General features: G+C 68.2%; 17 protein-coding genes. 7 read left to right on the top strand and 10 right to left on the bottom strand.

Annotated features, from left to right (window positions below; translation table 11 throughout):
* The first annotated feature begins 199 nt into the window (after window positions 1–199).
* Both Ato02nite_RS02435 and Ato02nite_RS51300 read left to right on the top strand, forming a co-directional pair.
* Window positions 200–685 (top strand): DUF6069 family protein, encoded by a 486-nt coding sequence (locus tag Ato02nite_RS02435; protein ID WP_213004668.1) that lies wholly within the window; start codon window positions 200–202, stop codon window positions 683–685.
* A 257-nt stretch (window positions 686–942) separates the two neighbouring features.
* Window positions 943–1,047: a DUF1269 domain-containing protein gene (locus Ato02nite_RS51300; protein WP_246606004.1), complete on the top strand. Its 105-nt coding sequence runs from the start codon at window positions 943–945 to the stop codon at window positions 1,045–1,047.
* A 40-nt stretch (window positions 1,048–1,087) separates the two neighbouring features.
* On the opposite strand, the gene Ato02nite_RS02425 is transcribed toward Ato02nite_RS51300, so the two are convergent.
* The 9 genes from Ato02nite_RS02425 to Ato02nite_RS02385 all read right to left on the bottom strand — a co-directional run bounded on the left by Ato02nite_RS02425 (window position 1,088) and on the right by Ato02nite_RS02385 (window position 11,630).
* Window positions 1,088–1,984 (bottom strand): YihY/virulence factor BrkB family protein, encoded by an 897-nt coding sequence (locus tag Ato02nite_RS02425; RefSeq protein WP_246606002.1) that lies wholly within the window; start codon window positions 1,982–1,984, stop codon window positions 1,088–1,090.
* A 292-nt stretch (window positions 1,985–2,276) separates the two neighbouring features.
* On the bottom strand, window positions 2,277–3,575 hold the full coding sequence (locus Ato02nite_RS02420; protein WP_213004667.1) for a cation:proton antiporter: 1,299 nt from the start codon (window positions 3,573–3,575) through the stop codon (window positions 2,277–2,279).
* 216 nt (window positions 3,576–3,791) lie between these two features.
* Window positions 3,792–4,337, bottom strand: coding sequence for a hypothetical protein (locus Ato02nite_RS02415; protein ID WP_213004666.1), 546 nt, complete (start codon window positions 4,335–4,337; stop codon window positions 3,792–3,794).
* Window positions 4,338–4,513: 176 nt separating this feature from the next.
* Window positions 4,514–4,933, bottom strand: coding sequence for a DUF2550 family protein (locus Ato02nite_RS02410; protein WP_213004665.1), 420 nt, complete (start codon window positions 4,931–4,933; stop codon window positions 4,514–4,516).
* A gap of 54 nt (window positions 4,934–4,987) precedes the next feature.
* The gene (locus tag Ato02nite_RS02405; RefSeq protein ID WP_213004664.1) at window positions 4,988–5,935 is read right to left on the bottom strand and encodes a formylglycine-generating enzyme family protein; all 948 of its coding nucleotides are present in this window, start codon (window positions 5,933–5,935) and stop codon (window positions 4,988–4,990) included.
* A gap of 24 nt (window positions 5,936–5,959) precedes the next feature.
* Complete coding sequence (locus Ato02nite_RS02400; protein WP_281419683.1) at window positions 5,960–8,299, bottom strand: arylsulfatase; 2,340 nt, start codon at window positions 8,297–8,299, stop codon at window positions 5,960–5,962.
* Window positions 8,300–8,419: 120 nt separating this feature from the next.
* The gene (locus tag Ato02nite_RS02395) at window positions 8,420–10,105 is read right to left on the bottom strand and encodes a SulP family inorganic anion transporter (RefSeq protein WP_213004662.1); all 1,686 of its coding nucleotides are present in this window, start codon (window positions 10,103–10,105) and stop codon (window positions 8,420–8,422) included.
* A 67-nt stretch (window positions 10,106–10,172) separates the two neighbouring features.
* The gene (locus tag Ato02nite_RS02390; RefSeq protein ID WP_213004661.1) at window positions 10,173–11,171 is read right to left on the bottom strand and encodes a CorA family divalent cation transporter; all 999 of its coding nucleotides are present in this window, start codon (window positions 11,169–11,171) and stop codon (window positions 10,173–10,175) included.
* Between the two features lie 48 nt (window positions 11,172–11,219).
* Window positions 11,220–11,630 (bottom strand): DUF1622 domain-containing protein, encoded by a 411-nt coding sequence (locus tag Ato02nite_RS02385; RefSeq protein WP_213004660.1) that lies wholly within the window; start codon window positions 11,628–11,630, stop codon window positions 11,220–11,222.
* Between the two features lie 229 nt (window positions 11,631–11,859).
* Here Ato02nite_RS02385 and Ato02nite_RS02380 point away from each other — a divergent pair, with 229 nt between their 5' ends.
* The 5 genes from Ato02nite_RS02380 (at window position 11,860) to Ato02nite_RS02360 (ending at window position 18,270) form a co-directional block, all read left to right on the top strand.
* Entirely contained in the window at window positions 11,860–13,401 is a 1,542-nt protein-coding gene (locus tag Ato02nite_RS02380) for a DUF1254 domain-containing protein (protein ID WP_213004659.1), read from the top strand.
* A 382-nt stretch (window positions 13,402–13,783) separates the two neighbouring features.
* On the top strand, window positions 13,784–14,839 hold the full coding sequence (locus tag Ato02nite_RS02375) for an AI-2E family transporter (RefSeq protein ID WP_213004699.1): 1,056 nt from the start codon (window positions 13,784–13,786) through the stop codon (window positions 14,837–14,839).
* A gap of 66 nt (window positions 14,840–14,905) precedes the next feature.
* Window positions 14,906–16,486, top strand: a complete 1,581-nt coding sequence (locus Ato02nite_RS02370) for a DUF1254 domain-containing protein (protein ID WP_213004658.1) — start codon at window positions 14,906–14,908, stop codon at window positions 16,484–16,486.
* Between the two features lie 27 nt (window positions 16,487–16,513).
* Window positions 16,514–16,981 (top strand): GFA family protein, encoded by a 468-nt coding sequence (locus Ato02nite_RS02365; protein WP_213004657.1) that lies wholly within the window; start codon window positions 16,514–16,516, stop codon window positions 16,979–16,981.
* Between the two features lie 176 nt (window positions 16,982–17,157).
* The gene (locus Ato02nite_RS02360; RefSeq protein ID WP_213004656.1) at window positions 17,158–18,270 is read left to right on the top strand and encodes an FUSC family protein; all 1,113 of its coding nucleotides are present in this window, start codon (window positions 17,158–17,160) and stop codon (window positions 18,268–18,270) included.
* A gap of 80 nt (window positions 18,271–18,350) precedes the next feature.
* Here Ato02nite_RS02360 and Ato02nite_RS02355 read toward each other — a convergent pair whose 3' ends face one another.
* On the bottom strand, window positions 18,351–19,166 hold the full coding sequence (locus tag Ato02nite_RS02355) for an SDR family oxidoreductase (RefSeq protein WP_213004655.1): 816 nt from the start codon (window positions 19,164–19,166) through the stop codon (window positions 18,351–18,353).
* Window positions 19,167–19,236: the final 70 nt, after the last annotated feature.

Below are 19,236 nucleotides of genomic sequence, written 5' to 3'. Positions count from 1 at the left end.
AAAGCTGGAGGGCGACGCCGCCGTCGGGCAGCGGCCGGATACGTACCCAACAAAGTTGCATGGTCACGTGCCATCCAGGTCAAACGCGCCACGCCCGGTCGCGCGGCCGGGCCGTTCATCCCGGCTGGATGAAGCGGGGGTCCGTGCTTTTCGGCGACTCTTCGGCCGGCAGCTCCCGCGTCTGGTCAGGAGGCACTGAATGACCGGCTACAACGCACCGTCCGATTCCGTCCGCGCCACTGTCAACGCCGGCCGGCTCTGGGCCGGTGGGGCGGCCACCGCAGCAGTGGCCGCCCTGATCGCGATCGTCGGCATCCTGCTGGGACGGGGCCTGTTCGACGTCGACGTGCTGGCACCCAAAGGCGAGGGCGTCTGGGGTGACGCGGACACCGGCTGGTATGCGCTCGGCGCCGCGATCGCGGCTCTGGTCGCCACCGGCGTGGTGCACGTATTGATCCGGACCACGCCGCGACCGATGCGGTTCTTCGGCTGGGTGGTCGGCCTGGCTACCGTGGTGGCGATGCTGGCGCCGTTCCTCACCGACGGGAGCACCGGCGCGCGGCTGTACACGGCCACGCTCAACCTGTTGCTCGGAATCGCGATCGGTTCCCTGGTCGCCGGGACCGCACGGACCGCGACCTCGGTGGCGCGGCCGCGTTCGACTCCTCCGCCTCAGTACGGTTGAGCCACAGGTGCGCTCATTCGAGGGGGATGAGGCCACCGGCCGCACCCAGAACTCATCCTGCCCAGGTGCTCAAGACAGGTGAGAGGTCCTGGCAACTCTGGTCGCCATCGGGTACCCCGACGAGACCACCGCGACGGCGGCATCACTGGAGGCCGGCCGGCTGGCGAAGGATCTGATCATCCAGCCGGACGCGATCGCGGTGATCATCCGCGACCGGGAGGGCAAGTTCCACGTCACGACGAACCACCACCAGGTGGGTGGACGCGCTCAGCCGGTTCGGCGGCACCGTGCTCAAGTCCTCGCTGTCCAAGGAGGCTGAGGCGGAGCTGCAGGACGCGTTGCACGGCCAGGGCGGCCAATAGCCGTCCAGCCTTCGTGGCTGCTCGCGTCCGCCGGACCGGTTTACCGCTCCTCAGGGTGCGGTGGACGCTGGCCGGTGCGGTCCTGCGGTTCGCGTCCGGCTTCCCCCTGGGCACGCTGATGCTGAGGACCGGGGTTGGCCGTCTCGTCGCCGGCCTCGGCGAGGTGGCTCCCGCCTTGCACCTGCGCCGGTCGGTCTGACCGGAGGCCGGCCAGCACTCCGCCGACGACCGCGGAGAGCAGCAGACAGAACGAAAGCACATAGAGCCAGCCGACGAAGGTGAAGGCCAGCCCGATCGTCCCGTACCGGTCGGCGCTCGACTGCAACGCCCGGGGCAGGTACACCGACCCGGCGGCACGTACCGCCAACATGATCAGCCCGAACGCCGCGCCGCCGAACAGCAACGGGGCCCGCGGCGCCCGCTTGCCCAGCAGCAGCCAAGGCACCAGGATCGCCGTCGCACAGTCGGCGAGCAGATAGGCCACGGCCTGCCCGAGCCGGGGCGCGGGAAGCATTCCGGCGAGCCAGCCGAGCAGTCGCGCCGCAAACACGAAGACGACCAGGGCCAGCACCGCGCCGACTTGGCCGGCGGTCGCAGCGGGACCGGCCGGCCGAGTCTTGATCGACCAGACGTCTCGGTAGGCCCGGATCATGGCTCGGCTCAAGCCGGTGGCCGAGAGGACGACGATGAGGCAACCCACCAGGCCGAAGGCGTTGCTGCGGCTGCCGCTGACTGCCTGGTGCAACAGCTGCTCGCTGGCGTCCGGCAGGGTCATCAGGTCGCTGAGCCGGTCGCGATATTCCGTGCCGCCCAACGCGCTCAACATGATCAGCAGGGGAAAGATAGACGTGAACGCCTGCGCGGCCAGAGTCATCGACCGGTCGAAGATCTGTACCCGGAGCAGTTCGCCGACGCCGCGCATCAGCGGGCGGCCCATCCGGCTGCCGACGATCAGTGCCGCCCGAGGGCGCAGCCGCCGGGGGATCGCCGACTCGAACGCGGACGGCTCCATTGGCATCGTCCGCTCACCTCCGTCACCGCGGCCCGCCTGTCGTTGCCGTCGCCGGTAATGGTCGTGCTCCGGCCATGTGACCACGCCATCCGGGACGGGTGAGCGAACCTCTGTCTGCGCCCGTTCAACCGACCGCCGGTATCGCCGCCTTCGGCTTTGGAGCGACGGAAGGTGGCGGCCGAGCCCCGTGCAGACGCCGAGGCTGGGGAGGCTGCTGTCAGGCGTTCCCTTCATCGGGTTGCCGCGGGTGAGCGGCGTTCGGATGGTGGTGCAGCAGACGGCGAACCGGTGGATGCGGGACTGCCGGTGCGTCGGGTGGCGCGGGTGCGGTCCCGGCGGCGTTCTGCGCGTATCTGTTCGCGAGTGGTTTCGCGCTCAGGCCGTGCGCGAACACGCTGATCAGCACGGCCGTGCCGATGACCGCCGCGGCGAATTCGCCGTCGTCGCCGAGTTCCTCGAGACCGATCAGCGCGAAGATGATCGACGCGAGGCCACGTGGGCCGAACCATCCGATGAACGCGACCGTCGGCGGGGACAGCTTGGCGCCGATCAGGACCAGCGCGACCGGCAGCATCCGTACCACGGTGAGGCTCAGTACGGCGTAGCCCACCACCCGCCAGTCGGCCTGTGCGAAGACGATCGGGACGGCCAGCGCCCCGAACAGCAACCAGGTCAGCAGCGACACGAGACCGGCTGTCTGCTCGACGTAGAAGACCTCCTTGGCATCGCCACGGCCTGCGGCGTTGCCGAAGGCGATGCCGGCGACGAAGGCAGCGACGAAACCGTTGCCGTCCAGCCACAGGGCGCCCCCGTAGACGGCGAGTGCCAGCGCCAGCACAGCCGGGCCGGCGAAGTCCTCCGACCCCCATCCGCGGCGCCGGGCGATCCGCATCGCCCATCCGCCGACGAGCGCGGCGACGATGCCGACCGCGAGTCCGATCGCCAGATCGGCCAGGGCGGCACCCGGGCCCTCGCCCTGGACGCTCTCCGCGGCGGCGGCGCCGGCGATGGCGACCATCACCACAGGAGTCGCGATGCCGTCGTTGAGCCCACTCTCCACGTTGATGATCCGCCGGACCCGGTCGGGGACGGCGGGGTCCGTCATCACCGCCGCACCCAGCGCCGCGTCGGTGGGTGCCAGGGCCGCGCCGATCAGCAGCGCCGGCCAGACACCCATGCCGTCGAACAGCCACACCGCCAGCAGCGCTCCCGCGGCGATGGTGAGCGGCAGACCCACCGCGAGCAGCCGGGCGTACATGCCGAGGTCAGCGCGAAGGTCGCGGACCCCCACCCGGGCGGCGTCGGCGAACAGGACCCACACGAGGGTGACCTCGGCGAGCAGTTTGACGATCTCCCGGGACTGTTCCGGGTCGACGACATGCAGGCCGTGGGAGAACAGCAGGCCCGCGGTGACGAAGATGATCGGAGCGCTCAGATCGGCGCGGCCGAGCCGGGCCGAGAACAGGCCCCAGACGAAGACGACCAGGGCGATCATTGCGATCGTCGCCGCACTCATGGGCTGCCTCCCTCAGCGCGAGAATCGATCGGCTCGCGCCAGTTGATTCCGAACGATCGCGTCGCCCCGTCCGCGAGAACGAGGCGAAGCGAGTCGTGTGATTGGGACGGTGCGCCGGTCTCAGCGCCTGCGTCGGCTGGTGCGACGCGCCGTGCGTCGTCCGGTGCGCCGGGCGACCCTGCGAGATCCGAACATCTCATTCCTCCAAATTGTCGGTTATGCCTTCGCCGCGGCGGACGTCTCGAGGTCGTGCAGCTGCTCCGCGTCCTGCGCGGTCACCAGACCGATGTCGACGAGGTCGAGAGGGCTGATGAATCCGTCGCTGATCCGGAAGCCCCCGGCACGCAGGACGGCGTCGCGCAGCGGAATCGCCCACTGGTGTTCCAGCAGGAGCAGCGCGGCCGCGGAGTCGTTCGGGATGTCGTCGATGACGTCCCACGCGTCCTGGTCGGAGAAGGCGTGGACGCCGCCGGTGGCCGCCTGGGCACCGGCGAACGCGCCCTTCTCCAGTCCTTTCTCGCCCTCGATGCCGAGGCCGATCAAGGCGCCGACCTTGCTGCCGACCTCTATCGCCTCGTCCTCGGACAGGTTGCTGAGGTGCTCGACCTCCAGCTCACCGTCCTTGTCCTTGTACACGACCAGGGAGTCGATCACTCGTACGGTTCCCCAGGTACGTAACCGTTCGAGTTCCGCGATGATCTCGCCGTGAAAGTCCGGCTGCTGGAATCCCAGCACGATCAGCTGGACGGGCCCAATCGCCATGTCTGTCGCCCTTCCGTTCGGTTGTCCGTCCCGCTCCGCAATCGTCGGCAGGATCGGTCGGTGTCCGAACATGGCCGTTCCGAGTCGGTTCGGCCATGCCGATTGCCTCAGCAGCGTCACGCCTGCCGTGCCGGGTCCACCTCCCCCGGCGCAGATGAATGCCACGATGTGATCGACTACTCGGCCGCTGCCGGGTGCAGCGGTAGCGCCCGCTCGTGGTCCTTCACGCCGACGGCGACCTCGACGCGTGCGCCGTCGTAGGTCGCCAGGGGCACGATCATCGGGTTGTCACCGGCCCGTTTCACCTCACCGGGCTCGGCGGCTCGGACCGCTCCGGCCAGTCCGTCGATCGCCACCAGGTCATTGCGGAACAGGAACGGCGCTTTCGACCACACCAGCACGTCACGGACCCAGCGGCCGTAGCCGCGGGTCCACTTGGGATGCAGCCCGGGAACCTCGCCGTCGGCAACCCGGATAGCGCCCTTGAACGCGCCCGGCTGATGGCTCACCCAGCGTCGGCGGCTCAGCGTGGCGCCGAGGAGGGCGACGACGACGGCCAGATCGACACCGATGAGGGCGAGCAGCGCGATAATCACGCTGGCGATACTCGGCGCGCCGGTTGGCCGCGGCATCCTCCGGAGCGGATGACGTCACCCGTCGAGGGCGCACCGGAAGCCGACATTGCCCGCGGAACTGTCCGGGGTGCTGGCCATCCGCGCCGAGACCCGGTACCGGTAGCAGTACGAGGCGTGGCAGAGATACGACCCGCCGCGTAGGGCGCGGTGCCGGCCCTCGGCCGGGCCCGCCGGGAACTCGCGGGTTCCGTCGCGAGGCCAGGTGGGGCTGAACCAGTCCGCTGCCCACTCCCACACGTTTCCGGTCATGTTGTGCAGGCCGAAGCCGTTGGGCGGGAACGCGTCCACCGGAGCGGTGCCGAGATAGCCGTCGGCCAGGGTGTTGCGGGCGGGGAAGTCGCCCTGCCACACGTTCATCCGGTGCTCACCGCCGGGGCGCAGGGTGTTGCCCCAGGGGAAGCGCATGCCTTCGAGGGCACCGCGGGCGGCATACTCCCATTCCGCCTCGGTGGGCAGACGAAGGCCCGACCAGCGGCAGTAGGCCGAGGCGTCCAGCCAGGAGACGTGCACCACCGGATGGTTGGCCCTGGCGTCGAGCGTCGAACCGTCCCCCTCGGGATGCCGCCAGCACGCGCCGGGCACCTCACGCCACCAGGGCGCCGCGACCACGCCCTGGGTCGGCGGGAAATCGTCCGGAAGCAGCCCCGCGAAGACGAACGAGGACCCGTAGCGCTCGGCCGAGGTGAGGTATCCCGTGGCATCGGCGAAGACGGCGAACTCGTGGTTGGTGACGGCGTGGGCCGCGATCCGGAACGGCGCGACCCGCACCGACCGGACCGGGCCCTCGCCGTCCTCCTCGTAGGCGTACACGTCGTCGCTGCCCATCCGGAACCAGCCGCCATCCAGCGTGACAAGCTCCGCGGTGACGGGTACGGGAGGAGCCGGCGGTGACTCATCGGGGAACGATCGGGCGACGGTGACCCGCCCCGGAGCGCAACACCCTCGATGCTCCTGCTCAGTCATCTCCGTTCCCTCCCGGATCCGTTACTACTGTCGGGCCATGGCTACGCGGAGCCGTTCCTCGGGATCGATGTGATGGTCGTGGGTGTCCTCACCGAGATCGATCCGCACCGACTTGATCTTTCCGGTGAAGTGGCTCGTGCCGGTGGTGTAGTCGGTGCTGACCGTGGTGCCGGACTCGTAGCCGACGTCGGTGGTCTCGTCGGCGGAGAAGACGATCGGCTGGGTGGCTCCGACCCGGCCGGTGCCGGCCGGATTCCCGTCGTAGAAGAGGGCGACGTCACCACCCTTGGCCAGCCCGCCGCCGTCGTACGCGAACTCCATGCGGACCTGGTGGGCGCCGGCCGGGATCGGGCGGTCGGCCTCGGTCGCGAACTGCTGGATGCCGAGGACGTTGTAGACGAACTTGGCCTTGCCGTCCTTGACGTAGAGTGCCCAGCCGCCGAACCGGCCGCCCTGGGCGATGATCACTCCTTCGGCGGCTTCGTCCGGCACCTCGACCTCGGCGGTGATGGCGAACGACTTGTTCTTGATGCTGACCACGCTGTTCTCCGACAGCCGGCCCATGCCGGCGAAGAGCAGCTGCGAGTTTCCCTGGATCAGGGTCGGGCGCCCCGCGATGTCCGGGTTGGCGCGCTCGATGAGGCGGTCGTCCAGAGGCAGCACGCCGTACTTCGTGGCTTCGATCAGCCAGAGCCGCTGCAGGTGGGCCAGCTTGTCGGGGAACTTCCCGGCGAGGTTCTCGGCCTGGCTGTAGTCCTGGCTGCCGTCGTAGAGCTCCCAGACGTCGTCGTCGAAGGCCGGCAGCGTGCCACCGACCATGACCCACGGCGTGCGGTGCTTGGTGACCGCGCTCCAGCCCTTGAAGTAGATACCGCGGTTGCCGGCCATCTCGAAGTACTGCAGGTCGTGGCGTTCCTGCGCGTCCGCCTCGTTGAAGGTGTAGAGCATGCTGGTGCCCTCCATGGGCGACTGCTGCACACCGTTGACCATGGTCGGCTCCGGCAGGCCGGTCGCCTCCAGGATCGTCGGCGCCACGTCGATCACGTGGGTGAACTGCGACCGCAGCCCGCCGCGCTCGTCGATCCCGTTCGGCCAGTGCACGATGGTCCCGTTGCGGGTACCACCCCAGTGCGACGCGACCTGTTTCGTCCATTGGAACGGGGTGTTCATGGCCCATGCCCAGCCCACCGAGTAATGGTTGTACGAGCTCGGCGACCCGAACTCGTCCATCTTTCCGACCATGAACTCCGGGGTCTCCAGAGCCGCCATCCCGTTGAAGTTCGCCATCTCGTTGAAGGCGCCGTTCATCGTGCCCTCGGCGGACGCGCCGTTGTCGCCGATGATGTAGTACACGATGGTGTTGTCGAGGACGCCGAGCTCCTCGATCGCGTCGATCAGCCGTCCGACGTGATGGTCGGTGTGCTCCAGGAATCCCGCGTACACCTCCATCTCCCGGGCCAGCACCGGCTTGAGCTGATCGGGCATGTCGTCCCACGCCGTGATCTCGGCGTGTCGCGCGGTGAGCTCGGCGTCGGCGGGGATGACACCCAGCTCCTTCTGCCGGGCGAAGGTGCGTTCGCGCAGGGCGTCCCAGCCGTCGTCGAACTGGCCCCGGTACCCGTCGGCCCATTCCTTCGGCACGTGATGCGGAGCGTGGGTGGCTCCGGGAGCGAAATACATGAAGAACGGTTTGTCCGGCATCAGCGCCTTCTGCTGGCGCACCCAGTTCACGGCCCGGTCGGCCAGGTCCTCGGTCAGGTGGTAACCGTCCTCCGCGGACTTCGGCGGCTCGACGGGAATCGTGCCGTCATAGAGCGCCGGGTCATATTGGTTGTTCTCCCCACCGATGAAGCCGTAGAAGGTCTCGAATCCGCCACCACCCGAGGGCCACGCGTCGAACGGTCCCATCGGCGAGGACTGCCATACCGGCACCTCATGGCACTTGCCGAACTGCGCCGTCGAGTACCCGTTCAGCTTCAGGGTCATCGCGAGCGGCGCCTTGGTGTTCGGCCGCAACGAGCTGTTGCCCGGAGCCGAGGTGGCGGTCTCGGTGATGCTGCCCATTCCCACCGAATGGTGGTTACGGCCGGACAGCAGGGCCGCCCGCGTCGGCGCGCACAACGCGGTGGTGTGGAAACGGTTGTATTTCAGGCCGCTCGCGGCCAGCCGCTCGGCGGTCGGCGTCCGGGACGGACCGCCGAACGCGCTGGTCGCCCCGAAACCGACGTCGTCCAGCAGGACGATCAGGACGTTCGGCGCCCCCTCCGGCGGCATCAACGGCTCGATCGGAGGATACGCGGTATCCGGGTCCTTGGCGTCGTAGGTGGTGAGACCAGGCGCCGGCCGGTCCGGAATCGGCAACATCGTGCGAGCGTGACGGTCGGGAACATTGGGCATCGCGGACCTCCCGGAGCGCGGTGGTGTCATGGCAATACCGAGCCTCGTGGCGGGCGTCGTACCGCCGCCTCACCCGTGGCGAGTGGTTCAGTCGCGCGTCGCGAGCCAGTTGTTCGCGGCGTGGTAGGCCTCGAGGCTCGACTCGCCGACCACGTCGTCCGCTTCGAAGATCCGGACGCCGGTCCCGTCCTCGACCGTGCGGTTGCGCCGGATCTGCTCCAGCACCGCGGGGTCGACGCCACTGAGGAAGAGCCGCCCGCCCGCCGCGTCCAGACGTTGCGCGTAATCGGCGAAGACAGCGAACGCGGTGGCGCCCAGCAAGACCCGCCCGCGCAGCCGCAGAACCACCGCAGGGCTCTGCGCATGGCCCGGATCGGGCAGCCGGGCCTGCAGGGTGCGTGCTCCGGCGTAGAACAGGCTGCCGTACACGTCCAGCAGCACGACCTGACGGGACTCCAACTGGCGGCGAGCCGGCTTCTCGACGAACAGGCCGTTCTCGCGCGGAGTCAGCTCCACCACCCGCAGGTCGATCGCCTCCTGGTTCAACTGCATGAGCAGCGACAGGACGAGACCGAACCCGACAGCCGCGGCCACCGGCAGGAACAACGTCGCCAGGAACGTCGCGATCACTGCGATCTGCGAGATGCGGCCGGTCCGCAGGATCGCCCGCACGTCGCCGATCCGGAACGAACCGATCGCCGCGAAGATCAGCACAGCAGCGAGGGTGGCCATCACGACCGTGCCGACCAGCCCGGAGAAGAGCAGCAGCAGCACCGCCATCCACAGGCCGCAGAAGATCGAGGCCCACCGGGTGGACGCGCCGGCGGAGAGATTCAGCGCCGTCTGCCCGACCGAGCCACCGACCGGCTGGCCGCGGAACAGCCCGGCGAGCAGGTTGCCCACCCCCTGCGCCACGAAGTCCTGGTTGGGGTCGGATCGGCTGCGATCCGGGTTGGGTGCCGCCTCGCTGACTCCGGCGCCCTGCACCAGGACGAGGGCCGCGACCGCGAACGCGCCGGCGAGCAGGCTGAGACTGAAGTCGGCCAGATGCGGCAGCACCGGCGCCGGCAGGCCGCTGGGGATCTCACCGACGTCGCTGACTCGGGGGATCGAATCGGCCCCCAGCAGGGCGGCGGCGATGGTGGGCACCAGCATCGCGATCAGCGTCGAGTACACGGCCAGCCTGGTGCGCCCGAGCACGACCAGCAGGACCAGCGCGGACAGCCCGGCGATGGTCGCGCCGGCCTGTATCCGCCCGGGGTGCATCAGCAGGTCCCAGGCCTTGGCGAGGGCGAAGGGGCCGTCGGCTTCGGCGCCCACCAGATCGGGGAGCTGACCGAAGATGATGTTGGCGGAGACCCCGGACAGGAATCCGATCATCACGGAGTGCGGAACGAACCGCGTATACCGGCCCAGCTTCGCGATCCCGGCGAGGACCATCAGCGCCCCGGCGATCATTGTCAGCAGGAACAGAGCGCGGGAGCGTTCTTCGTCGGGGACGGCGGCGACCGCGGAGCCGGCAGCGAGAGCCGCCGCGCTGGTGGTCGTGATGACCATCAGGCGGGTGCTCGCGGTGAGGCCGCCACCGATCGGCCCGAAGATGCTGGCGTAGAGCCCGTGCACCGGATTGACCCCGGCCAGCACACTTGCCGCCATGCCGTCGGGCACGCTGCTGATCGCCCCGGGCAGGCCCGCGATGAGGTCCTTGCGGACATATTTCCGTTCGGGCGCCAGCCGGCGCAGCCATCGTCCCGTCTTCCCAGCGATCACCACGGGACCAGTGTCGAAACGACGCTGCGGGGCGGCATCACCCCGGGTAGATGAAGGCGATGTCGCGGCGTCAGAGCCAGCCGTTGCGGCGCAGCCGCCAGGCCGTGAAGGCCGTCAGCCCGGCGGCGATCACCAGCAGAACGGCGTAGCCGTAGTCGCGGGTGAGGATCACCGGCAGGTGCTCGAAGTTGGTGCCGTACAGGGCGAACAGCGCGTTGGGGATGGCGAACAGCAACGCGTACGCCGAGATCCGCTGGGCCACCGCGGCCTGCCGGGTCGACAGTTCGTTGCTGCGTTGCGAGGTCAGCCCCAGCATCGTGTCGGCCAGCGAGTCGACCGCCTGCTCGGCCCAGGCGACCCGCTGGACGAGGTCCTCAGCCACGGTGCGCAGCCGGGTGATCGCCTGGCGGACCTCGGCGTCAGCAGCCAGCCGGTCGTCTGCGGCGGCTTCGGCGAGCCCGTGCGCGAGCAGACGAATGGCCCGCCCGCCGCGGGTGATCCACTGATCGGCGCGGTGAGTGTCCTGCAGAACGGTGCCGTCCGGTGCCGGGAAGAGCCGGGCGTCGAGGCTTTCCACGGTGTCCTCGATGTTTTGCAGCATCCGGTCGAAGTCGTCGAACTGCACGAACAGCAGCGCGACCAGTGCCGCCCACTCCTTCGGCACGGCATCGCCCAACTCGATGAGCCGTGCCTCGGTCCGGCGGCGCAGGCCCACGCCGCCGTTCCCGGCGCCGCCGCGCCGTAGGACGACGAGACATCCGGGTCCGACCACGACCTGCAGAGTGATCGGTACGAGGTCGCCGCCGCCGTCGTCGTCCACTTCGATCAGCGTCATCTGGTGATGGCCGGGTAGACCGATGAAGCCGGCGTGGCCCCACCTGTGGTCGGCGACCGATCGGACCGGCCGGCCCAATCCGGCAGCCGTGAAGACCGACTCGACCTCGGACTCCGCAGGATCCTGCAGCGTCACCCAGGCCACTCCGGCACCGGCGTGCGCCCGGTTCAGCGCTTCCTCGAGCGAGACGGACAGGTGGAAGTCCGGTTCCAGGACACCGTGCTCGACGATCATGTCTACCTCGTTCCACGCTGCGTCCGCACCCGGCCGTCGTCCGGCCGGTCAGCGCCCCTCGACGTCCGCCGCTTCACCGGCCGGCCTCGTCTCGATGGTCTCGGCCGGTTTGCTCCCGGCCGGGTCGCGGCGCCAGGGCAGCGAACCCTCGAGTTCGATCTCCAGCGAGAAGCTGAGGAAGGTCCGGACCAGGACGATGAGGCCGAGGGTCAGCGCGCTCTCCAGAGTGCGATCGACCGTGATGGTGAGCACGATGTCCGCGATGATCAAAACCTCCAGGCCGAGGAGGATGACCCGGCCGACATCCTGCCGGGCCCGCTTGTAGGCGGTCCGCGGGTCGCTGTGGCGCAGGGTCGCCGCAGCCGACCCGAGGGCCAGCAACGACCCGATCGCCAGGATGGCCACACCGGCGACCTCGAAACCGGTGACGACCCATTCCATCCCCTCGTACGAGTGCATTCTGGCTCCGTCTCCGTCACGCATCGAACTTTCGCGTCAACGGTCGCCACGGACAGCGGCGCAGACATCGCCTGCAGCGAATGAATCGCCTTGGCGGCGGCCCGTCTCATCCGGCACGAGTGATGCCCGGTCCTGTCTCGACTGCGAGCGTTGGCCCACGCACTGAGGACCGCACGACTGAGAACTAGGGGTGAACGCGATGTCAGTGGACAAAGCAGGAAGGACAGTGGTGCCGCCGGCCATTACGACGCCGGCGACGCAGAAGTCCGAGATCGGGACGCTGGAATTCACCGACGGTTACCCGACCCGTGAAACAGCGGCGAAACTGCGCGACCACCTGGACTACCTGCACGGCGTCGATACGTTCCTGAACACCATTCACGGTGTGTCCACCTACGCGCTGCGGGAGGGGTTCCTGGAGGCGGGGATCGCGGACGGCGACGTGGCGGTCTTCTCCGGGCTGATGGATTCCGCGTCGCTGTTCCTGACCGGGAACGCTGACACGGTGTACTTCTGGTCGTTCCTCGACCTGTCGCAGGGTCCGCTGGTGGTGGAGACCCCGGCCGACACCCTGGGCTGCATCGACGACATGTGGTTCGGCTGGATCAGCGACTTCGGTCTTCCCGGCGCCGATCGTGGCCAGGGCGGCACGTACCTGCTGGTCGGCCCCGGCTACGACAAGCCGCTGCCGGAGGGTGGCTGCTATGTCCGACACTCCCGCACCAACCACATCACCCTCATCGGACGCGCGTTCATCAACGCGAACCCCGGCAACGACCCCGCTCCGACCGTCGCACAGATCAAGGACCAGCTGAAGATCTACCCCTACGCCGTCGGAGGCATCGGCAGCAGCATCGGCGCCTATCTGCGGGGCCGCGGCCCGCTGGGAGCGCCGGGCACTCCCGCGTCGCCCCGGTTCGTGGAGGGGACCGGGCGGGTGATGAACACCATCCCGCCCAACGACTTCGGCCATTTCGAGTTCCTTGACCGCTTGGTGCAGCTGGAGCCCGCCGAGGCCCTCGACCCCGAGCTGGCGGGACAGTTCGCCGCCATCGGGATCGTCAAAGGCGAGACGTTCGCACCGGACGAGCGACTGCGGGCGATCCTTGACGAGGCTGTCGCGGTCGGCAACGCGGCCGCACGGACCATCGGCATGGGCGCGCTCCCGAGCGACGGCTTCCGCTACTACGACGGTGACACCGCGTGGTGGAACATGCTCTTCGTCGGCGGGTTCGAATTCACCAACCCGCCGCCCAACATCACCGCGGACGGCGTGCAACTCTTCCCGAACCGGGGGGCACGCCAACTGCACTCACGCACCTCGATGTTCTACACCGCGACGGCCATCACCCCCGCCATGTGCATGCGGCTGACCGGCGTCGGCTCGCAATACCTGCTCGCCAACGTCGACCCCGACGGGAACCCGTTCGACGGTGCACGAACCTACCGGGTGAGACTGCCCAAGGACATTCCCGCCGAACGCTTCTGGTCGCTCACCGTCTACGACAACCAGACCCGCTCCATGCTGCAGACCCCGCAGCGCTACCCACGTGCCGGCAGCCAGATGTACCCCACACCCGCCGCCGAGGCCGAACCGGACGGCTCCACCGTCGTCTACTTCGCACCCACTGCGCCGGACGGCGTCGCAGCCGGCAACTGGATCCAAACCGACCCCGCCAAGGGATGGTTTGTCGTCTTGCGTCTGTACAGCCCGCTCCAGCCGTTCTTCGACAAGACCTGGCGGCCCGGTGAAATCGAACTCGTCGATTGACGGGGAGTTCTGTTCGCGTTGCTCGAACCCATCGTCGTGGCTCGCCCATGTCCCGGTGCAGCGAGAGGAGGCTCGGCGATGACCGAGCAGAGAAGCACGGAGTGCCGGCGGGCTGACGAGAGTCCCCCGAGCGGCTTGACCATCGGACTCACCACGTTCGCCAGCGTATTCGTCAGCTGGGCGCTGGCGGCTCACGGCCGCGATATCACCCGATGAGCTGAGCCGGACGCGGGCACGCGCGAAAGCTGCCCGCGTCCCTGCGGCGGGATACCCCCGCGGCTCGATCCGTGACGGAGGTGGACGTGTGACCCATGCTGATGGCTCTTCCGCACCGGACCCGCGAATTCCGCGTGGCCTGATCTTCGTAGGCGCGGTGACCGGGATGCTCGTGTCGGCGCTGGCCGTCCGGCAGTTCGCCGCGATCGTCGCGCCCGTGCTGCTCGCGCTCGTCCTGGTCATTGCCGTGCATCCGCTGACCGGGTTCCTGCGCCGGCATGGCCTGCCGATGTGGCTGGCAACGACGGTCACGGTCAGCGCGGTTCTCGGGCTGATCCTCGGCCTCGCGGCAGCGCTCGCGCTCTCCATCGCGCGCCTGGCCACCATCCTTCCCACGTACGCGGACCGCTTCGACGAACTCGTCGCGAACGTCCGGACCGGGCTCGCGTCACTCGGCGTCGGGCGTGACGAGATCCAGGCCGTCCTGGAACAGATCTCGCTCAGCAGCATCGCCGAGCTGCTCGTGACGATCCTGGCCGGCGTTGCCGCGACCTTCTCGAACCTGCTGTTCCTGCTCTTCGTCATTGCCTTCATGGCCCTCGACGCCGCCGGCTTCGCCAGCCGGGTGTCGCGAGCCCGGCGGCAGCGGCCGGATGTCATCGGCGCGCTCGACGCGTTCGTCAAGGGCTCTCGCCGGTACCTCGCGGTCGCGACGGTGTTCGGGCTGATCGTGGCAATCGTCGACGTCGGATTTCTCTGGCTGGCCGGGGTCCCGCTGGCGGTGCTCTGGGGGCTGCTCGCCTTCATCACGAACTACATCCCGAACGTCGGCTTCGTCATCGGCCTGATCCCGCCGGCCCTGCTCGCCCTGCTCGAGGGCGGACCCCGCCTGATGATCATCGTGATCGTGACCTACTCATTGATCAACTTTGTCATTCAGTCGATCATCCAACCCAAGTTCGTGGCCGACGCCGTCAACATCTCCCTGACCGTGACATTCCTGTCGCTGGTCTTCTGGACGTTCGTCGTCGGACCCGTCGGCGCGATTCTCGCCGTGCCGCTGACCCTATTGGTGAAGTCATTGCTGTTCGACGTTGATCCGAAAACGAAATGGATGTCCAGTCTGCTCGAAGGCGGTCCGGCACCTCATGAGGACGACATTGCCGACGCAATCCGCGACGATTCCGCAGCCATCACGTCATCCGGCCGGGATGGTTCCTGAGGGCATCCAAACCGAGAAGGTGTGACTGCACCCTGCGCACCACAGTCCTGACCGGAGGTACCCGCAATGCCCGCCAACGACGCGACCCGGACCCCTGTCCCGGCAGCAGTCACGACCCCGTCGAGCGTCAAAGCCGATATCGGCACGCTGGAGTTCCCTGACGGCTACCCCACGGCGGATACAGCCGCAACGCTGCGTGACCACGTGGACTACCTGCACGGCGTTGAAGCGTTCATGAACATGATCCACGGGGTCTCGCTGTTCGCCGTCCGAAAAGGTTTCCAGGACGCCGGGATCAACGACGGCGACGTGGTGATCTTCTCGGAGCTGATGGACTCGAAGTCATTGTTCCTGACCGCCAACGCCGACACGGTCTACTTCTTCGCCTTCCTCGACCTGTCCGACGGTCCGCTGGTCGTGGAGACACCTTCGGAAACCCTTGGCTGCTTCGACGACATCTGGTTCCGCTGGATCACGGATTTCGGCCTGCCCGGCCCCGACCGGGGCCAAGGCGGCACCTACGTGCTGCTGCCCCCGGGCTATGACGGGCCGGTGCCGGAAGGTGGCGCCTACGTCCGGCAGTCGCGTACCAATCATTTCCTGCTGCTCGGCCGGGCGTTCATCAACGAGAACCCCGGGGACGATCCCAAGCCGACCGCTGATCGCATCAAGCAGCAGCTGAAGATCTACCCTTACGCCCCTGGCGGTGTCGGAAGCAGCATCGGGGCCTATCTGGCCGGCAAGGGACCGCTCGGCGGGCCGGCCAGCCCACGGACTCCCCGATTCGTAGAGGGAACCGGGCTGGCGATGCAGACGCTTCCGCCCAACGACTTCGGCCACTACGAGCTGCTCGACGCGCTGGTCCAGTTGGAACCGGCCGAGGCGCTCGACCTGGAGCTGGCTGGTCAGTTCGCCGCGATCGGCATCGTCAAAGGCAAGAGATTCGCGCCCGACACCCGGATGCGGGCGATCCTCGAACAGGCGGTGGCCGTCGGTAACGCCGCCTCACGAACCCTGGGGATGGGCGCCCACCCCGCGGACGGCTTCCGCTTCTACGACGGCGACACGGCCTGGTGGAACATGCTCTTCGCCGGCGGGTTCGACTTCACCAACCCGCCGCCCGAGGTCACCGCGAACGGCATCGAGCTCAGCCCGAACACCGGAGCGCGCCAGCTGCACTCGCGCACGTCGTGGTTCTACACCGCGACCGGCGTGACCCCCGCGATGTGTATGCGGCTGACCGGCATCGGGTCGCAGTACCTGATCGCCAACGTCGACGACAGCGGCGCATCGTTCGACGGCGCGAAGACATATCGGCTGACCTTGCCGAAAGACATTCCGGCCGGAAGGTTCTGGTCGGTCACCGTCTACGACAACCAGACCCGCTCCATGGTGCAGACCCCGCAGCGTTACCCGCGGGCCGGCAGCCAGAGCCGGCCCACACCCGCAGCCGAGGTGGAGCCGGACGGGTCCACCGTCGTCTACTTCGCCCCGGCCCAGCCCGACGGCGTCGCCCCGGGCAACTGGGTCCAGACCGACCCGGACCGGGGCTGGTTCGTCCTGCTTCGCCTGTACAGCCCGCTCAAGCCCTTCTTCGACAAGACCTGGCGTCCAAGTGAAATCGAAGCTGTGCAGACCAAACCGTAACCGGGGTTCCCGGCGAAAGGACAAAAAATGGCCACCCGTAAATCCTCGTGCAATTGCGGAAAACTCAACCTGACGTACGACGGACCCGACCCGGAGCGCGTCTCCATTTGTCAGTGCAACGAGTGTCAGAAGCGGACCGGCAGCGTGTTCAGCGTGCAGTCCCGCCTTCCGGCCGAGCATGTGACCATCGAGGGCCGATCGGCGACGTGGAGCTTCCCCGTCGAGGGCGCGCCCCCGGCGAGTTTCCGCTCCTGCGACAGCGAGGGCGCCACGTACCATTTCTGCCCTGAATGCGGTTCGACCGTGTACTGGGAACTCGGTATCGCACCGGGGTTCGTCGGCGTCGCCGTCGGCAACTTCACCGACCCGACCTTCCCGCCGCCGGTGATCTCCGGCTTCGAGGCGTACGGGCCGGCCTGGGCACTGAACGCCTCTACACTCCCGATCCCGCATCACGACTATGACGGAACGTCGCACGGCGGGCCACGACTGTGACAACGCCGGGCCGCCGGAAGGAATGGCGGATCAACCCGCCCGGTGATTGCAGCCGTTGCCGTCCGCCCGGCTGAGCAAGGATGTCAGCCGCACGTCCAGCAGCGCATCAACGACTGCATGGCGAAGCCGCTGCCAGCGGGTTCGCGGCAAAGGACTGTCGTACCAGGAGGTCGTCGGTGAGCCAGGGGAACGGTGTAACCGGTCTGCCAGGCAAATGGCGAGCACTGCCGTTGACCTGGAGTGAGGCACTGCGAGCGCTGGTGTGCCTGCTGCCGATGTTGGTCGCCACCGCCCTGGATCAGACCAGCTACCTGGTGACCTTGGGCCAAGGCGCGTTCTTCTTCAGCTCCATTTTCCTGCCCAAGAGAATCGGCGCTCGCTTCGTGATGGGGTCCCTCGTTCTCGCCCTGGGACTCGGCTTCTACCTGATCGGCGGCGCGGTCGCCCCCTACCCGTGGACCGCGCTGGTCTTCACGTTCTTCGTCTGCCTGAACCTGAGCTTCATGACCGATTGGCGGGTCGGCGGAGCGCTCGCGTTGACCCTGGTGATGATCTACACCGCGGGGCTCAACACCGGCTCACCGGAAAAGGCGTCCGCCAACTTCCTGGTGTTCGCCTTCGTGATGGGCTGGTCCGCGCTCATCTCGCTGCTCCCGTTCTGGACACCCGTGCCCCCGCCGCCCGTGGACGAGGACCGGCGCCCCGGGAAACTGGCCGAACAGGGCATTCGGATGGGCATCGGCACGTCCCTGGCCCTGGCCATCTCCTACTTTGCCGGATTCGCCAAGATCGGCTGGGCGCCCAGCGCTGTCGGCAATGTCGTGCGTTACGGCGAGGAACTGTCCGAGAAACGCGCCTGGGCTCGGTTCCTCGGCACAGTGGGCGGCGCTGCGATGGCGGCGATCGCCCTGGCATTCGTCACCGATCCCACGATCGTGGTCCTGATAGCCGCCGTGTTCGCCGTGCTGAACGGACTGTTCAAACTGACACCGCTCGGACAGATGCCCCTGTTCTACACCGCGACGATCCTGTTGCTGTACACCGCGAACGATCTGACGACCGGCAGTGAGAACGTGCTGACCCGGGTGTTTTACAACGTAGTCGGCATCACCATCGGCGTCCTCGTCGTCATCTACCCATCCCCACGGATTCTGAGAAGGATCAACCGAAGAGCGCGATTGAGGTCCTCAAACCCATCGTCATCTGTCTCGGCGCCAGAATTGGCGCAGGCGCAGTCCGATACACACGCCAGGCCGGCTCGAACGGGGGAATCCGAAACTGACATGTGACCGGCTGGAAGTCGACAACACCGACAGCGGCGGCCCGCCCGGCGCCACCGAGCGCACCCGGATCGTCGACTGACGCCGCCTCAGAGCCCGAACTGCTGCCTGACGTTCTTGAGGAAGGTGGCGTCGTCGGTCGCGGCGCGGCCGGCGAGCAGCTCGGCGGCGTACGGGCCGGCGGTGTAGCGCAGCTGATCCGTCCCGTCGGTGGCCGCCCGGTAGATGACCTCGGCGACCACCTCGGGCTCGTCGCCGCCGGTGGCCATCTGTTCCTGGCCGGCGGCGAACGCGCCCACGAGTGGCTGGTAACCGGTCAGGTTCTCGTCGTTGGTGAAGTCGAAGGAGCGGCCGCCGAAGTCGGTCCGGACGAAGCCCGGCTCGACGATCTTGACGGCCACGCCGACGGCCGCGAGTTCGTAGTGCAGGGCCTCGCTCAGACCTTCGACGGCGAACTTGGTGCCGTGATAGAGGGTGCCGAGCGGGAAGGTCACCTTGCCGCCGATGGACGAGATGTTGACGACCGTGCCCCGGCCGTTGGCGCGGAAATGCGGCAGGACGGCCTTGGTCGTGTCGAGCAGGCCCAGCACGTTGACGTCGAACTGCCGGCGGATCTTCGCCATCGGGGTGGCCTCGAGCGGGCCGTACGCTCCGTAGCCGGCGTTGTTGAGCAGCACGTCGATCCGGCCGAACCGCTCGAGGCCGGCGCCGACGGCCGCCGCGATCGAGTCGGAATCAGCCACGTCGAGCCGCGTGACCAGCACGTTCTCCAGCTTGGTGAGTTCGGTTCCGTGTTCCGGCCGGCGCATCGTGGCGATGACGTTCCAGCCCCGGTCGTGGAAGTAGTGGGCGGTCGCCTTGCCGATGCCGCTGGAGCTGCCGGTGATGAGGATCGTCTCGTTCATGCCCTCGACGCTAGGGACCTGCGGGCGCCCGGGCACTAGCGGATGACGCCTGGCCACTTGCCGTTCGCGC

This window comes from Paractinoplanes toevensis (genome assembly GCF_018332695.1).
Classification (GTDB): Bacteria; Actinomycetota; Actinomycetes; order Mycobacteriales; family Micromonosporaceae; genus Actinoplanes; species Actinoplanes toevensis.
The sequence above is the reverse complement of the archived record's forward strand: the minus strand, read 5'-3'. Positions and strand labels throughout refer to the sequence as shown.

What these genes read in the sequence shown, in the direction of transcription:
- Ato02nite_RS02435 (WP_213004668.1), top strand. Translation starts at nt 200, where the DNA reads ATGACCGGCTACAACGCACCGTCCGATTCCGTCCGCGCCACTGTCAAC.
- Ato02nite_RS02425 (WP_246606002.1), bottom strand. Translation starts at nt 1,984, where the DNA reads ATGGGCCGCCCGCTGATGCGCGGCGTCGGCGAACTGCTCCGGGTACAG.
- Ato02nite_RS02420 (WP_213004667.1), bottom strand. Translation starts at nt 3,575, where the DNA reads ATGAGTGCGGCGACGATCGCAATGATCGCCCTGGTCGTCTTCGTCTGG.
- Ato02nite_RS02415 (WP_213004666.1), bottom strand. Translation starts at nt 4,337, where the DNA reads ATGGCGATTGGGCCCGTCCAGCTGATCGTGCTGGGATTCCAGCAGCCG.
- Ato02nite_RS02405 (WP_213004664.1), bottom strand. Translation starts at nt 5,935, where the DNA reads ATGACTGAGCAGGAGCATCGAGGGTGTTGCGCTCCGGGGCGGGTCACC.
- Ato02nite_RS02400 (WP_281419683.1), bottom strand. Translation starts at nt 8,299, where the DNA reads ATGTTGCCGATTCCGGACCGGCCGGCGCCTGGTCTCACCACCTACGAC.
- Ato02nite_RS02390 (WP_213004661.1), bottom strand. Translation starts at nt 11,171, where the DNA reads ATGATCGTCGAGCACGGTGTCCTGGAACCGGACTTCCACCTGTCCGTC.
- Ato02nite_RS02385 (WP_213004660.1), bottom strand. Translation starts at nt 11,630, where the DNA reads ATGCACTCGTACGAGGGGATGGAATGGGTCGTCACCGGTTTCGAGGTC.
- Ato02nite_RS02375 (WP_213004699.1), top strand. Translation starts at nt 13,784, where the DNA reads ATGCTCGTGTCGGCGCTGGCCGTCCGGCAGTTCGCCGCGATCGTCGCG.
- Ato02nite_RS02370 (WP_213004658.1), top strand. Translation starts at nt 14,906, where the DNA reads ATGCCCGCCAACGACGCGACCCGGACCCCTGTCCCGGCAGCAGTCACG.
- Ato02nite_RS02365 (WP_213004657.1), top strand. Translation starts at nt 16,514, where the DNA reads ATGGCCACCCGTAAATCCTCGTGCAATTGCGGAAAACTCAACCTGACG.
- Ato02nite_RS02355 (WP_213004655.1), bottom strand. Translation starts at nt 19,166, where the DNA reads ATGAACGAGACGATCCTCATCACCGGCAGCTCCAGCGGCATCGGCAAG.